Source organism: Brucella sp. NBRC 12953, assembly GCF_040369775.1.
GTDB lineage: Bacteria > Pseudomonadota > Alphaproteobacteria > Rhizobiales > Rhizobiaceae > Brucella > Brucella pseudogrignonensis.
In genome coordinates this window covers 18,039-33,249 of record NZ_BAABSV010000008.1, presented here as the reverse complement: position 1 = coordinate 33,249, position 15,211 = coordinate 18,039, and the positions used below count along the sequence as shown (strand labels likewise).

Here is a 15,211-nt window from a genome sequence, read left to right as displayed (position 1 = left end):
GAGCTTTACGTAAGCGTCATAAAAGCTAAATTTCGCCACAAATGAGCGGCGAATCTGCCGCGCAATTCAACCGATCAAAGCTCGATCAGATGGTCGTCCAGTTCATTGATATTGTGCTCGCCCGCGGGGAAATGATTTTCCAACAAAGCCCCCGCCTGACCAATTGCCAGCACGAAACCTTCGGCCACTTCCGCACGCGAAGCATGATGCGTCAGTGTGGCAACAATGCCGTTCCATTCTTCCTGCTCGACCCGAGCATGAATGCCTGCATCGGCAATCACCTCCGCATAATGTTCAGCCATGGAAACAAACAGCAGAATACCGGTGCGGTGTTCAGTGATGTGGACATTGCGCGCCAGAAACTGCTGTAGCGCATTGAGATGCGCGCGCTTGTAGCGAATGCGGCGCGGCACCAGCAGAAGACGGATTGACGGCAAAAACCGCAGAACCAGCATCGCTGTGATGAATGAAGCCAGCACGGCCAAACCGAACATCGGCAGGCGAATATCAAACCAGTACCAATGCGCAAGAAACGCTGCAATCACCGATGCGATAAGGATGCCGCAGGTCGCAACAAAACCCGCCGCAAAGAAATAATCATCGCTGGTGCGTGCCAGAACCGCGTAGATTTCACCGCTCGTATTGGTTTCAGCAGCACGGATCGCCTCGGCAATGCGCTTGTGATCCTGATCGCTGATAAGGTTTTTGCCTCGCACAGAATTCTCCCCTACCAGCTACCCGAAGCGCCGCCGCCACCCGACGAACCACCGCCGCCAGAAAACCCGCCGCCACCGCTGCTGCCCGATGACCATCCGCCACCACCGCCGGAAAAGCCACCGCCGCCGCCGGAACCGCCACGGGAATTAAAATCCATCACCATGCCAAGCCAGCGATATTTTCCCGGACCGATCTTTTGGCCAAAAATCGGTGTCAGGATTGCCATGCCGAAGCCGCCGAAGAAGATCAGGGCCCAGAAGGTAATGAAAACGACGAAAACCCAATCGATGTCATCGGAACCGGAACTCGTCTGAACATTCCGCTTGGCACGCGCTTCAAGTTCGGCAGCATCGCCGGACAGCACAGACAGAATGCCATCGACACCCTGCACGATACCGTTTGAATAATTGCCGGTGCGGAATTCCGGAATGATCGTGCCATTGATGATGACGCTCGAAAGCGCATCCGTCATCGTGCCTTCAAGCCCGTAACCGACCTCGATACGCACCTTGCGATCATTGGGTGCCACAACCAGCAGAATACCGTTGTTTTCCTGCTTCTGACCAAGCGCCCAGGCACGGAACAAGCGATTGGAATAGCTTTCAATGTCCTCGCCATTGAGGCTTGGAACAGTCACCACGACCACCTGATCGGATGACTTTGCTTCAAAATCCGCGAGTTTCTGGGTGAGCTGCTGCCGCTCAGCCGGATCAATGATCCCCGCCGCATCAACGACACGTCCCGTCAGCACCTGTGCCGGCTGTGCTGCATCCTGCGCATTCGCGCCAACCGCAACAAAACTCGCAAACAGAAAAAACAGAAAAGCCGCAAGCAGTCGTGGCCCATTCAGGCCACGAACGACCGCCTCACGAAAGGGAAGCAACGCTGCCACGGAACGCCCGATCAGTTGTTGAAGTTGACCTGGGGCGCCGACTGGCTTGCAGCATCTGCAGTGAATGTCTGCATTGGCACGGCATCACGATACCAGATCCATGTCCAGATCATCGTCGGCATGGTGCGGATCGCCGTATTATAGACGCGGACCGCTTCGATATAATCGCGGCGTGCTACGGCAATGCGGTTTTCCGTGCCTTCAAGCTGCGACTGCAGTGCAAGGAAGTTCTGGTTGGCCTTGAGGTCCGGATAACGCTCCACCACCACCATCAAGCGCGAAAGCGCACTGGTGAGGTTGGCCTGATTGTCCTGAAACTGCTTGAAGAGCTCTGGATTATTGAGCGTCTCGGGCGTGATCTGCACCTGCGTTGCCTTGGCACGCGCGTCGATGACAGCCTGCAGAGTTTCTTTTTCGTGGGCAGCATAGCCCTTCACAGTCTCAACCAGGTTGGGAACGAGATCGGCACGGCGCTGATACTGGTTCTGCACTTCGCTCCACGCAGCCTTGGCTTTTTCCTCATTGGTGGGAATGGTGTTGAAACCGCAAGCCGAAAGCAGCGGCACAAGCATCACAAGACCCAGAGCAATGAAAATACGGCGAACCGATGCTGGGAACGAGAAAGAACGGATAGCGGTCACAGCCGACATAGTGTTCTCCTGAAAAAGGCGCCTTCGCAGCGCCAGAGACAATCATGGTTGCCCGCATATGCGTGTTCACGAAAATGCGAGCCGTCAAATCAATAAGATAAAGCAATTTCTCGCATCGTCCAGCCCGTTTGCCAAGATGATCGGAGCATCGTCCTGGACGAAACAAACTGACGCTCTTCTATCATGTTGACTCTATCAACATTCAGTATATTGATAGAGTCAACATAACAGGCGACGTGCAAAGGCAGATGCGGGTATGACACTCAATCAAAATCGGGACGATATTAGCAAGCTGCGCGCTTTCAACCGCGTCTATACGCGTCGCTTAGGCCTGCTCAACGCCCATCTCGACAAAAGTCCGTTCACGCTCACTGAAGCGCGCATTCTCTACGAGATCGCACATCGGGCCATGCCGACTGCCGCAGACGTCATGCGCGTTCTCGAGCTTGATCGTGGTCAGCTCAGCAGAACGCTGAAACGATTTGCTGAACGTGGCTTGCTGGAAACATCGCAGCATCCCGATGGTGGCCGTAGCCGTCCGATTGAACTGACCGACGCAGGGCGAAAAGCCTATTCGGCACTCGAAAGCAACACCTGCAAGGCTGTCGGTGGGCTACTCGACGAACTGCTTCCGGACCAGCGCACCAATCTGATGGCTGCCGCAGGCACCATCATGCGCATATTTGATGAGGATCACCGTCCGGAAGCGAAGCTACGAGACTTGCAGGCTGGCGACCTCGGCTGGATCATCCATAGGCAAGCTGTGCTTTACAGCAAAGAATATGGCTGGAACCACGAGTATGAAGCACTCGTCGCCCGTATTCTTGCCGACTACATTGAATCCTTTGACCCAACACATGATGGAGCCTGGGTGGCTGAACTCGATGGTCGCATCATTGGCTCGGTCTTTCTGGTGCGTGGAGACCGGCCAAAACTTGGCAAACTGCGTTTGCTATATGTCGAGCAGGAAGCACGCGGAACAGGTGTCGGGGCGAAGCTGGTAAATGCTTGTATTGAACGCGCCCGCGCAGTCGGTGACGATCAACTCACCTTATGGACGAATAGCGTTTTGACCACAGCCCGGCGTCTCTATGAGCGAGCCGGATTTAAGCTGATCGATGAAGCACCGCACCATTCGTTCGGCGTTGATCTGATCGGACAGACCTGGGAAATGGATCTGAAATAAAATCAGGCAGACCTTTAATCAGAACATAAAAAAGCGGCGGATTGCTCCGCCGCTTTTTCCATTCGCAATGTGCGAAAGATTATTCGCTTGCAGCTTCTTCAGCTGGAGCAGCTGCTGCGGCAGCAGCGGCTTCTGCTTCAGCTGCAGCCTTTGCAGCTGCATCTTCTTCAGCCTGCTTGGCAAGAGCGAGACGCTCCTGAGCCTTCTTACCTGGCAGACCCTTGGTCAGGTTGCTGCGTTCTTCACGCTTTGCAAGACCGGCCTGATCGAGGAAGCGAAGAACGCGATCGGTTGGCTGTGCGCCCTGTGCAATCCAATGCTGGATGCGGTCAGCGTCGAGCTTTACGCGTTCAGCGTCTTTAGCAAGCATTGGGTTCCATGCACCAACGGTTTCGATGAAACGGCCGTCGCGTGGGCTGCGAGCGTCAGCAACAACAACGTGGTAGTAAGGACGCTTCTTGGAGCCAGCGCGGGCGAGACGGATCTTAAGAGCCATTTTTTCTTTCCTTTAGACAATAGTTCTGCCCTGACGGGCAATCGGTTGAACCGCTTTTACGGTGTTCAGTTTCCGCTGTGATTGGCAGCGGCATGCTCATGGTGCCGAATGACTTCCTTCACGATGAAGTTCAGGAATTTTTCGGCAAAATCGGGATCGAGATGGGCATCAACTGCGAGACCACGAAGGCGCTCGACCTGACGCTTCTCACGCGCCGGGTCAGCAGCAGCAAGGCCGCGCTCAGCTTTCAGGACACCCACAGCCTTGGTGCAGCGAAAGCGCTCCGCAAGCATGTGGATCAGTGCTGCATCGATGTTATCGATGGACGCACGCAGTGCGAGAAGTTCAGCAGGTACAGTGTTCTGTTCGTCAGCCATCTTACTCACTTCTTCTTCGGCAAACCGGGAAGACCGCCGCCAAGACCTGGAAGCTTAGGTCCACCTAAACCGGGCAGACCACCACCGGGAAGCCCCGGCAGACCACCACCCTTGGTGAGACCAGCTGCTTCTGCCTGTTTGGCAAGCGCTTCAAGCTGCTTTGGGTCCATTTTGGATAGATCAGGCATACCGCCCATACCACCAAGGCCCATCTTGTTGGCAAGGCCGCCCATCATCTGCTTCATCATTCCGCCCTTGCCCTTGCCCATGACTTTCATCATGTCGGCCATCTGACGGTGCATCTTGAGAAGCTTGTTGATGTCGGCAGCATTGGTGCCGGAACCCTTGGCAATGCGCTGCTTGCGGCTGTGCTTGAGAAGGTCGGGATTGGCGCGCTCAGCCTTGGTCATCGAGCCGATGATGGCGAGCTGACGATCAAATACCTTATCGTCAAGACCGGCTGCTGCAGCCTTGTCCTTCATTCCACCCATGCCGGGCATCATGCCCATGATACTGCCCATACCACCGAGCTTTTTCATCTGGCCCAGCTGGTCAGCAAGATCGTTGAGATCGAACTTGCCTGACTGCATCTTCTTGGCCATCGCAGCGGCTTTTTCCGCGTCGATGTTTTCGGCAGCCTTTTCGACGAGCGAAACAATGTCGCCCATGCCCAGAATTCGGTCGGCAATACGCTTTGGATAGAACTCCTCAAGCGCATCCATTTTTTCGCCGGTGGCGATCAGCTTGATCGGCTTGCCGGTGATGGCGCGCATCGAAAGGGCTGCACCGCCACGACCATCGCCATCCATACGGGTGAGAACGATACCGGTAATACCCACGCGTTCATCAAAATTGCGCGCGAGATTAACGGCGTCCTGACCGGTGAGGCTGTCAGCAACGAGCAGGATTTCATGCGGATTGGCGGCCTTGCGGATATCCGCCATTTCCACCATCAGCGGCTCGTCGATATGCGTACGACCAGCAGTATCGAGGATAACCACATCATGACCGCCGAGCTTTGCAGCCTGAACGGCGCGCTTGGCGATTTCAACCGGCGACTGGCCAGCGATGACTGGCAATGTATCGACAGAGGTCTGGATGCCAAGCTGGCGAAGCTGTTCCTGTGCTGCCGGACGACGCGTATCGAGCGACGCCATAAGCACCTTCTTGCGCTGACGTTCGGTCAGACGCTTGGAGATCTTACCGGTTGTCGTCGTCTTACCTGAGCCCTGCAGACCCACCATCATAATGACGACAGGTGCCGGTGCGTTGAGGTCAATCGAAACGCCTTCAGTGCCGAGCATTTCGATAAGTTCGTCATGGACGATCTTAACGACCATCTGGCCGGGCTTGATGCTTTTCAGAATTTCTGCGCCGACTGCCTTCTCACGAACGCGATCGGTAAACGAGCGAACCACTTCCAGCGAAACGTCGGCTTCAATAAGCGCACGACGCACTTCACGCAGCGCAGCCGTCACGTCGCTTTCAGAAAGAGCGCCGCGTCCGGTAAGGCCGTTCAGAATGGAGCCAAGACGCTCCTGAAGTGATTCAAACATCGAGTTTCCTTTTAATCCGAGAGGAGGCGTAAGGCTTCGTCAGGGATACATCGTTCTTTGATCAGACCAGTTCAAGAAGCAACCAAAGCGATACAGCACCCGAGGGCGCATCGCGCTGTCGGATGTGGACCTCCGGGATCTCTTTATACCAAATGGGTCCCGGTCGGTGGCTCGCGTTCTGAAGATCGCGGATAGATTGGGTGTGGCTTTAGGGGCTTGAGCCTGCAATGTCAAGCAAAAGGCGGGAAACGGCGCTTTGTAACCGGTAATCTGCCTCTTAAACCACGACATATCGCCCCGATTTACCAAAACTTGAAGAATACGTGGAAAAAGGACTATAAGCGCGCCGCTGCGTTGCAGGCCTTCCGTCTCATTGCAGCATGACATTCGGTGTAAAGAATGGCAAATTCGCGCCGAGGTAGAATCAACTCCGAAGGAGAAACGAATGGCATTGGTTGCCAAGGGCCGGTCTTGGACCGCAGCAGCAGTTCTTGCAGTGGGTATGATGACGGGTGCAGGTGTTGCCGAGGCAGCCCAGTGCGGCAACAATGCCGCCGGCTATAGTGCCTGGCTTCAGCAGACGTTGAAGGAAGCACCAGGCCGCGGCGTCGGCAAGCGTGCGCTTGATGCGCTGGGCAAAACCAAATACGCTCAGGCCACTATCAATGCTGACCGCAATCAGAAGAGCTTCAAGCTCTCCTTCGAGCAGTTCATGCAGAAGCGCGGCGCAAACACGATCATCCAGCGCGGCAAATCGATCAAGAAGCAGAATGCAGCGCTCTTCGCCAATATCGAAAAGCGTTATGGCGTTCCAGCTGGCCCGCTGATCGCGATCTGGGGCATGGAAACCGGCTTCGGCGCATATCTGGGCAAGCAGCATACGCTTTCCGCAGTTGCAACGCTGGCCTATGACTGCCGCCGCAGCGATTACTTCACCGAACAGCTCTACGCAGCACTCAAGCTCATTGACCGTGAGGATCTTGATCCAAACGCAGTCGGCGCAATGCACGGCGAAATCGGCCAGACGCAGTTCCTGCCAGTCAACGTCCTGAAATATGGCGTGGATGGTGATGGCAGCGGTCATATCGACATGGCCCGCTCGAAGGCTGACGCACTATATTCGACCGCCAACTTCCTCGTCGGCCACGGCTGGCGTCGTGGTGCTGGCTACCAGCCGGGTGAAGCCAATTATGGCGCAATCCAGGGCTGGAATGCTGCACAGGTCTACCAGCGCGCTATTGCCGTCATGGGCAAGGCAATCGACGAATAATCATACTTATGGCGAAGCGAGAACATTGTTTCGCCATAAAATGAACAGAGAAAAGCCCCCGAAATTCGGGGCTTTTTTCGTCTTATGCTGCTGTTTCCGGTGCTTCTATCACCGAACCTTCAGGTCTTTTGAAGTCACCTGTCTGCTGATCCATCACCCAAAGCTCGCCGGTCGAAATATCGAACCATGCACCATAAAGGGTGAGCTTGCCCTTCTTCTCAAGAATATCGACACATGGGAATGTGCGCAGATTGTTGATCGAGTAGCGGATCGAAATACGCTCCAGCGCGGTCTGACGTTCGGTCGGTGTCATCAGCTGGTTGCCGCTGACGGTTTCTGCCGCTGGCGCAATCAGGCTCATCCACTTACCGATAAAGTCGCTTGGTGAAAGCGGCGCGCTTTGCGTATCAAGCGCTGCTTTAATACCGCCGCATCGGCCATGGCCCATGACAACAATATTCTTCACCTTGAGGCTCTGCACTGCAAATTCGAGTGCCGCAGAAGCCGCATGGAATTCACCATCCGGCTCATAAGGTGGAATAAGATTGGCAACATTGCGCAATACGAAGATTTCGCCCGGTGCCGCGTTGAAAATTGTTTCCGGAGCGGCGCGGGAATCGCAGCAGGCAATGACCAGAGTTTCTGGTGCCTGACCTTTTTCAGCGAGTTCCTTATAACGTGCCGTTTCAGACGCGAAATGCTCGCTCATAAAGGTTTGGTAACCGGCGAGGAGTGTATCTGGAATATCAGCCATGACTTTCCATTATCCCTATCGAAAACGCAGAGCAATCAAAAACGTGAGGCCGCAACTTGCGACCCGTTGCCACTTACAGCGGTTCCAGTTAAGACTGAATCGTTGGAACCGCTGTAACTATTTGTTTTTACGCATTATCCGACGCAAAACCGGTTCCCACTTTTGGCTCGGAAATGCTATAATCCAACTCTTATGCACGCAATCCCTTGGTTGGATGCACCAATCGTCGGGTTTGGACCATCGCCATCGGCGTTGCGAGGCTTGAGGCGTCCGCTTCAAGCATCAGCTCATCGGCACCCCGTTTCGCTGAACGGGCCATGATCTCGAATACTGCCGCCGTCGTTCTTTGCAGCGCCTTTTCTTCTGAAAAGCCAGCAAGCCTGCGCGCCAGAAACACCGCTGATGTCAGATCGCCAAGGCCATTGGTCGGCCCATCGACACAACGATGTTCCGCCATCAGCGCAAGGGTTGGTGTGAGCAGAATATTGCCGATGCTGCCCGCCATCAATGGAAATGCAGATGTCACCAACATGGTTGCTGGCCCCGTATCAAGTGCTGCTTCCATCAATGCCTTGTTGTCCTCAAGCTCAACCCCCGTCAGCCATGACAGCTCAAAACGATTGGGCGTTGCAATATCGGCAAGCGGCATCAGGTGATCGCGGATACCAATCGCTGTCGCCTCCGGCACGTAAAGACCTTTCTGATCGCCAATCACCGGATCGCAAAGGTAAAGCGCGTTGGGATTGCGCTCCTTCACCTTTTTAACCAGTCCCGCCACGGCTTTCGCCTGTTCAGGGTTGCCCAGATAGCCGGTGAGGATAGCGCCCACTTCGCCAAGCCATGGCGCGCGCTCAAGATCCTGCATCAGTGTTGAAAATTCCTGCGCGGGCGGCACAATACGCCCTGCAGGACCATGGCCCGGATGCCATGGCAATACCACCGTCGGCACGGCCCAAACGGGAAACCCGAGCGTTTCCAGAGCGAATACGGCGGCACGGTTTCCGACAGAACCGCGCACGACATGGCTCGAGATGACAATAACGGTTGTCGCGTCCGAAGCCGCAGAAAGCGTCATGTTAAACCTGGCTTTGCATGAGATAAGAAATGAGCCAGACGATAATCGCCAGCGTGATGATGAGTCCAAGTCCGCGTCCGATGCGGGTGGCCCAGAGTTCGATAGGATCGTTCTCCGGTGCATCATTGGCAGCAAGATGGCTTGCAGTGCGGGAAAGCCCACGACGCACAATGCCCTCGGGGCCGGTCTGCTCCCGCTCCAGTCGTTCAAGAATGCGTTGAGCCTCGTCCTGACGCTCGCGCCCCGGACTGCCGCCCTCGCCTATGCCCGCCTGATGGCGCTCACCCATAATCTGCCTGCCCTCAAGAAAAGACTCGTTTCCCGGAGACCCGAACCGGGACAGGACACAGCATCACGCCCGGATTGCAGTTCTGCAAGCAGAATATTGTCTGATCAGCCTAGTTTCACGATGAGCTTACCGAAATTGCCACCTTCCAGCATGGAAATGAAAGCCTTGGGAGCATTCTCAAGCCCCTCAACGATATCCTCGCGATAACGCACATGGCCGTCAGCAATCCATTTTGCCATTTCATGATAAAAGGCCGGGCGCTGATCGGCAAAATCACGTTGAATGAATCCGCGAATAGTCAGGCTTTTTGTCAGAATATCGCGCATAAGCAACGGCAACCGATCCGGCCCGTCAAAAGCACCACTCTGATTATATTGCGCGATCAGCCCACAGACAGGCACTCTCGCAAACTGGTTGAGCAGCGGCAGAACGGCGTCAAACACCTTGCCACCCACATTCTCGAAGTACACATCAATGCCCTTTGGGCAGGCTAAAGCCAGTTCCTGCGCGAAATTATCCGAGCGATGATCGAGGGCTACATCAAACCCAAACTCGTCGATCAGCGCTTTGCATTTGTCCGCCCCGCCCGCAATACCGACCGCCCGCGCACCTTTAAGCTTGGCAATCTGCCCAACCGCAGAACCAACCGGGCCAGTCGCGGCGGCTACCACAACTGTTTCGCCCGCTTTGGGCTGGCCGATTGTCAGCAAGCCGGAATAGGCGGTGAAGCCCGGCATTCCCATGACACCGAGCGCCGTCGTGACAGGCACCTGCTGGGGATCGAGCTTGCGCAACGTGGAAGCATCGGCAACCGCATAGCTCTGCCAGCCGGAATGCGAGAGAACAAAATCGCCGGGAAGAAAGCCCGCGCTTTTACTTTCCACCACTTCACCGACTGTTCCCCCTTCCATGACAGCACCGATATCAACGGGTGCCGCATAGGATTTGGCCGCACTCATTCGCCCGCGCATATAAGGATCGAGCGAGAGATAGCGGATTTTCAGCAGAACTTCGCCCTCGCCCGGCTGCGGGATCGCGGCCTCATCAAGCCGAAAATTCTCTGCCGTGGGCCGTCCATCGGGACGCGATGCAAGGACGATACGGTGGTTGATTTTTCCGCTCATGTGGCACTCCTGCAAAACTCGGGCTGATGACTACGCCTGCAACATAGATCAATCGCACAGACCTTCAAACGACCGCATGGAAATCTTCATGCTTGTTTTAAACGGAGAGATGGAAACTCCGTTCCCTCCCTGTCAACGCATTGAAAAAGAAAACCCCGCCTCATGGCGGGGGCACCGTGGGGCGGGGTTTCTCACTTGGCGGGAGGTATTTGACGTCACGCACCCAAAGCGGAGCGAGGACACGCAACATGAAGAAGCGTCTGGCGTTACTTCATCGTTGGGATAACGAATTCCGCACCATCCTTAACGCCATGCCGCGTGCCCGCAGCAAGGCGAGGACACGCAACATAAAGAAGCGTCTGGCGTTACTTCATCGTTGGGATAACGAATTCCGCACCATCCTTAACGCCAGACGGCCAGCGCGAGGTGACTGTCTTGGTCTTGGTGTAGAAGCGGAATGCATCCGGGCCGTGCTGGTTGAGATCGCCGAAGCCCGAAGCCTTCCAGCCACCAAAGGTGTAGTAAGCAATCGGAACCGGAATTGGCACATTGATACCGACCATGCCGACCTGAACGCGGCTGGCAAAATCGCGGGCTGCATCACCGTCACGGGTGAAGATAGCAACGCCATTGCCATATTCATGCTCATTCGGCAGTGCGAGGGCTTCTTCGTAGTTCTTGGCGCGAACAACCGAGAGGACCGGACCGAAGATTTCTTCCTTATAGATGCGCATATCTGACGTGACATTGTCGAACAGACAGCCACCCATATAGAAGCCGTTTTCATAGCCCTGCATCTTGAAGCCACGGCCATCAACGACGAGCTTTGCACCTTCCTCGACACCAAGATCGACATAGCCACGAATGCGGTCGAGAGCGGCCTTGGTGACAACCGGGCCATAATCGGCCGAATTATCAGTCGACGGGCCAATCTTCAGGGATTCAACGCGTGGGATCAGCTTTTCCATCAGACGGTTTGCGGTATCTTCACCAACCGGAACAGCAACCGAGATCGCCATGCAGCGTTCGCCCGCCGAACCGTAACCAGCACCAATCAGCGCATCCACGGTCTGATCCATATCGGCATCAGGCATGATCAGCATGTGGTTCTTGGCGCCGCCAAAGCACTGGACACGCTTGCCGTTCGAGCAGCCGCGACCATAGATATATTGTGCAATGGGTGTCGAGCCGACAAAGCCGATTGCCTGCACGTCCTTATCATCGAGCAGCGCATCAACCGCATCCTTGTCGCCGTTGACGACGTTGAAAATGCCAGCCGGAAGACCTGCTTCCATGAACAGTTCGGCCAGACGCATCGGCACGCCCGGATCGCGTTCAGATGGCTTCAGCACGAAGGCATTGCCGCAGGCAATCGCCGGGCCAGCTTTCCAGAGCGGGATCATGGCAGGGAAGTTGAACGGCGTGATACCGGCAACAACACCAAGCGGCTGACGCATCGAATAGGTGTCGATGCCCGTACCTGCATTGTCGGTGAATTCGCCCTTCAGCATATGCGCCGAGCCGAGGCAGACTTCCACGACTTCCAGACCACGCTGAATGTCGCCTTTGGCGTCAGCAATCGTCTTGCCGTGCTCGCGGGCCAGCAGTTCTGCAAGGCTGTCATATTCAGCTTCGACGAGTTCAAGGAACTTGCGCAGAATGCGAACGCGGCGCTGCGGGTTGGTTGCAGCCCATGCTGGCTGAGCCGCCTTGGCGTTTTCGACCGCTGCACGTACTTCATCTTTCGTGGCGAGTGCCACAGTGCCCTGAACCGTGCCGTCAAGCGGCTGAAAAATATCAGCCGTACGACCGCTTTTGCCGGCTACATGCTTGCCGCCAATGAAATGTCCTACATTGCGCATGAAAACGCCTCCCGTTGCTTATGCTTGTGGTTATCCCTTCAGGCAGCAAAAGAGCTACCATCCTAACGCCTATCCTGACTCTGCAAATTCATGATTGCAAGTCACTGAAAAGCGTATCCGTTGTGCATTTTTTATAGTACAAAATCGCATGATGCCAAAAGATGTGAAGCCGCTTTCGGTATCGTGCGGAGATACAATGCCATGAACTGGGATGATATTCGGATATTTCTGGCCGTTGCGCGTTCGGGGCAAATTCTGGGAGCGGCCAAAAGATTAGGCATCAACCACACCACGGTGGCACGTCGCCTGACAGCGCTTGAAGCCGCACTCTCGACAACACTTCTGACACGCCGCACCAATGGCTCGACACTGACGCAGGCGGGTGAAGAGTTTCTTCTGGCGGCTGAACGTATGGAAGCGGAAATGCTTTCAGCCCGTGCGCAGGTTGGCAATGCCGATGTTGCTGTGTCCGGCACGGTGCGTATCGGCGCCCCTGATGGTTTTGGCGTGAATTTTCTCGCCCCCAGACTGGCACGGCTCACACAGCAATACCCAGACCTGACTATTCAGCTGGTGCCGGTGCCGCGCTCGTTTTCGTTGTCACGGCGCGAGGCGGATATCGCCATCACTGTGGAACGCCCCGAGCAAGGCAGGCTGATTGCCCGAAGGCTGGTGGATTATACGCTCGGTCTTTATGCCCATCGCAGCTATCTCGAAGAGCATGGCACGCCGCAAACGACTGAAGAACTGAGTGGCCACAGACTGATTGGCTATGTTGAAGACCTCGTGGTCAACCCGTCGCTTGCCTACGCCGCAGAAATCAGCCGTGACTGGAAACCGGATTTCGAAGTATCGAGTGCGCTGGGTCAGGTGGAAGCCGTGCGGGCCGGTGCTGGCATCGGCATTCTTCATGCATTCATCGCACGCGCCGATCCCGATCTCGTGCCGCTCTTTCCAGATCGCACAATCCGCCGTGCCTATTGGCTCACATATCATGAATCGGCACGCACACTTCGCCGCGTGACGGCCGTTTCAGCGCTGATTTCGGAACTGGTCGAGAACGAGAAATCGCTGTTTAGCTAAAGCATTTCCAGCAAAAATGTGAACCGGTTTTGCGTTCGGAAATGCGATAAAAACAAGCCGCTCTATCGCGCTTTCCAGTAGATCACCATCACGACAACAATCATGATTGCCGGAATAAACAGCGCATCAAGACCAATGAAATAATGCGCCAGACCACCGCAGACAGCGCCAACCATCAGCGAGAACCAGACCGCGAAATGCTGCAACCAGCGCCAGCGCGGAACCTCGCCACGCAATGATCCGGCAAGATCAGCGGCAGAATTGAACAACGTGCCTGTCACGTAAGTCACGCCAAGCCGTGCAGAACCGATGGGCTGCACGGCCGCATTCTGTGCGCCCATGGCGGCTGCAAGCAGCAGCACAGGATGGACCAGCGCAAGCCCTTCGCGGCGCAAGATACTTACCAGCAGCAACACAATCACAACGCTCGCCATCACCGCGAGGCTTCCGTCCTTGCGATAGGCTCTTACCGCCAGCGTGCCAAAAAACGCGCCGACGAAGAACAGAGCGATCAATGCAGCCGGCAGCCATATGACGACGTTGCCCATCACGTCGGGCTGACCAGCGATGGCAATGCCAAGCTGCGTGGTGTTGCCACTCATGAAGGATGCGAAAAAGCCTCCCAGTTCAAGAAAGGCAATTGCATCAACGAAACCTGCCGAGGCCGTAAGAGCCAGCCCCAGCGACAGCTGAGAATTCGGTGTCATGTGTCAGGACTTTGAAAAGGAACAGCCCGGTCTTTAGCGCATCCTTCCCGAAAAGTGTGAAACGGTTTTCGGGAAGGATGCGCGCTACAACAAATATTGAGACGCGCCGATCTGATTTAATCAGATCGAAACGCGCTCAAAAAAACCGGGCCACTACAAAAAATGAAATACGCGATCAAACGCGTTTGACGATCCGCAGAATAATCAGAAGTATCGCCGCGCCAATGAAGGCATTGATGATCGCGGCGATAATACCGCCGCCAACCGAGAAGCCCAGACGAGGCAGCAACCAGCCCGCAAAGAAGGCACCGATCACGCCAACGATGATATTGCCGATGAGGCCGAAACCACCACCCTGCACCACCTTGCCAGCAAGCCAACCGGCAATCAGACCAACGAAAAGGAATACAAGAAGACTCATACCGTCCATAAGCAATTCTCCCTCTCAGAACGCGCCCGCGACGCGTCTGAGACGAGTTGACATTATGTTGCCCCGCTAGACAAGGGGGCTGACGAATTATGGCGCGAGATGCCGGAAAGCGCTCACGACCTCTTCATAGACCTTGCGCTTGAAAGGCACGATCAATTCAGGAAGCTCCTGCATTGGCTTCCACGCCCATTCCTCAAACTCTGCCGTATGACCGCCGGGCGGCGGATTGATTGCAATCTCGCTCTCATCGCCTTCAAAGCGATAGGCGAACCATTTCTGGGTCTGACCGCGATATTTGCCCTTGAGCGCCTGTCCGACAAGACGCGCTGGCAGATCGTAATTGATCCAGTTCGGCGCTTCTTCAAGCAGCGACACCGACTTCATGCCGGTTTCTTCGTAAAGCTCGCGCAACGACGCAACTGCAGGATCTTCGCCCTTATCGATACCGCCCTGCGGCATCTGCCAGAGCTGTGTTGCGCCATCCATTTCGTCGCCCGGAATAACAATGCGTCGCCCGGCCCAGACAAGACCGGCCTTGTTGAGAACCATCAACCCCACGCAAGGGCGATAGGGCAAGCTTTCAGGATCGACGGGGCCTTTGTGCTTCGACATGATATCTCCGTGAATCGCAAATGTTTTCACAACTGATATGCGGCAGAACATACAGTTTCAATGTTATTGAACTGCGACAAAAGAAAACGCGGGAGCCTGAACTCCCGCGTTTGATGTTTCCATCGCCTTCA

The 15,211-nt window shown here is 55.4% G+C and carries 17 protein-coding genes; 3 read left to right on the top strand and 14 right to left on the bottom strand.

The annotated features are described in order from the left end of the window. Positions 1–74: 74 nt before the first annotated feature. The 3 genes from ABWV94_RS18185 to ABWV94_RS18175 form a co-directional block, all read right to left on the bottom strand. Complete coding sequence (locus ABWV94_RS18185; RefSeq protein WP_079212324.1) at positions 75–716, bottom strand: TPM domain-containing protein; 642 nt, start codon at positions 714–716, stop codon at positions 75–77. A gap of 11 nt (positions 717–727) precedes the next feature. Next, positions 728–1,537, bottom strand: a complete 810-nt coding sequence (locus ABWV94_RS18180; RefSeq protein WP_085982974.1) for a TPM domain-containing protein — start codon at positions 1,535–1,537, stop codon at positions 728–730. Positions 1,538–1,620: 83 nt separating this feature from the next. Then, the gene (locus ABWV94_RS18175; protein ID WP_064321106.1) at positions 1,621–2,259 is read right to left on the bottom strand and encodes a LemA family protein; all 639 of its coding nucleotides are present in this window, start codon (positions 2,257–2,259) and stop codon (positions 1,621–1,623) included. Positions 2,260–2,515: 256 nt separating this feature from the next. Between ABWV94_RS18175 and ABWV94_RS18170 the strand changes: the two genes are divergently transcribed. Continuing rightward, positions 2,516–3,445, top strand: a complete 930-nt coding sequence (locus ABWV94_RS18170) for a bifunctional helix-turn-helix transcriptional regulator/GNAT family N-acetyltransferase (RefSeq protein ID WP_113499957.1) — start codon at positions 2,516–2,518, stop codon at positions 3,443–3,445. Positions 3,446–3,524: 79 nt separating this feature from the next. Here the strand turns inward: ABWV94_RS18170 and rpsP are convergent, their stop codons facing one another. The 3 genes from rpsP to ffh all read right to left on the bottom strand — a co-directional run bounded on the left by rpsP (position 3,525) and on the right by ffh (position 5,874). Beyond that, complete coding sequence (gene rpsP, locus ABWV94_RS18165) at positions 3,525–3,941, bottom strand: 30S ribosomal protein S16 (RefSeq protein WP_064321108.1); 417 nt, start codon at positions 3,939–3,941, stop codon at positions 3,525–3,527. Positions 3,942–4,006: 65 nt separating this feature from the next. Continuing rightward, positions 4,007–4,318: a chorismate mutase gene (locus ABWV94_RS18160; RefSeq protein ID WP_007876888.1), complete on the bottom strand. Its 312-nt coding sequence runs from the start codon at positions 4,316–4,318 to the stop codon at positions 4,007–4,009. 5 nt (positions 4,319–4,323) lie between these two features. Then, on the bottom strand, positions 4,324–5,874 hold the full coding sequence (ffh, locus tag ABWV94_RS18155) for a signal recognition particle protein (RefSeq protein WP_113499959.1): 1,551 nt from the start codon (positions 5,872–5,874) through the stop codon (positions 4,324–4,326). A gap of 445 nt (positions 5,875–6,319) precedes the next feature. Between ffh and ABWV94_RS18150 the strand changes: the two genes are divergently transcribed. Next, positions 6,320–7,144: a lytic murein transglycosylase gene (locus ABWV94_RS18150; RefSeq protein WP_007876893.1), complete on the top strand. Its 825-nt coding sequence runs from the start codon at positions 6,320–6,322 to the stop codon at positions 7,142–7,144. 82 nt (positions 7,145–7,226) lie between these two features. On the opposite strand, the gene ABWV94_RS18145 is transcribed toward ABWV94_RS18150, so the two are convergent. From ABWV94_RS18145 to ABWV94_RS18125, 5 genes are all read right to left on the bottom strand, one after another. Beyond that, positions 7,227–7,898, bottom strand: coding sequence for a carbonic anhydrase (locus tag ABWV94_RS18145; RefSeq protein ID WP_079212330.1), 672 nt, complete (start codon positions 7,896–7,898; stop codon positions 7,227–7,229). Between the two features lie 190 nt (positions 7,899–8,088). Next, positions 8,089–8,973: a pyridoxal kinase PdxY gene (pdxY, locus tag ABWV94_RS18140; RefSeq protein WP_353414871.1), complete on the bottom strand. Its 885-nt coding sequence runs from the start codon at positions 8,971–8,973 to the stop codon at positions 8,089–8,091. Position 8,974: 1 nt separating this feature from the next. Next, positions 8,975–9,262 carry a hypothetical protein gene (locus tag ABWV94_RS18135; RefSeq protein WP_064321112.1) on the bottom strand — a complete coding sequence of 96 codons (288 nt, stop codon included), beginning with the start codon at positions 9,260–9,262 and terminating at the stop codon, positions 8,975–8,977. 104 nt (positions 9,263–9,366) lie between these two features. Then, positions 9,367–10,386 carry an NADPH-dependent curcumin/dihydrocurcumin reductase gene (curA, locus tag ABWV94_RS18130; RefSeq protein ID WP_079212332.1) on the bottom strand — a complete coding sequence of 340 codons (1,020 nt, stop codon included), beginning with the start codon at positions 10,384–10,386 and terminating at the stop codon, positions 9,367–9,369. A 365-nt stretch (positions 10,387–10,751) separates the two neighbouring features. Beyond that, a complete protein-coding gene (locus ABWV94_RS18125; protein ID WP_064321115.1) occupies positions 10,752–12,248 on the bottom strand; it encodes a CoA-acylating methylmalonate-semialdehyde dehydrogenase in 1,497 nt (498 codons plus the stop codon). A 201-nt stretch (positions 12,249–12,449) separates the two neighbouring features. Here ABWV94_RS18125 and ABWV94_RS18120 point away from each other — a divergent pair, with 201 nt between their 5' ends. Beyond that, the gene (locus tag ABWV94_RS18120) at positions 12,450–13,331 is read left to right on the top strand and encodes a LysR family transcriptional regulator (protein WP_007876908.1); all 882 of its coding nucleotides are present in this window, start codon (positions 12,450–12,452) and stop codon (positions 13,329–13,331) included. 62 nt (positions 13,332–13,393) lie between these two features. Here ABWV94_RS18120 and ABWV94_RS18115 read toward each other — a convergent pair whose 3' ends face one another. The 3 genes from ABWV94_RS18115 to ABWV94_RS18105 form a co-directional block, all read right to left on the bottom strand. Further along, entirely contained in the window at positions 13,394–14,038 is a 645-nt protein-coding gene (locus tag ABWV94_RS18115) for a YoaK family protein (RefSeq protein WP_007876910.1), read from the bottom strand. 175 nt (positions 14,039–14,213) lie between these two features. Beyond that, a complete protein-coding gene (locus tag ABWV94_RS18110) occupies positions 14,214–14,468 on the bottom strand; it encodes a GlsB/YeaQ/YmgE family stress response membrane protein (protein WP_007876912.1) in 255 nt (84 codons plus the stop codon). A gap of 87 nt (positions 14,469–14,555) precedes the next feature. Next, positions 14,556–15,080 (bottom strand): RNA pyrophosphohydrolase, encoded by a 525-nt coding sequence (locus ABWV94_RS18105; protein WP_064321117.1) that lies wholly within the window; start codon positions 15,078–15,080, stop codon positions 14,556–14,558. Positions 15,081–15,211 lie beyond the last annotated feature (131 nt).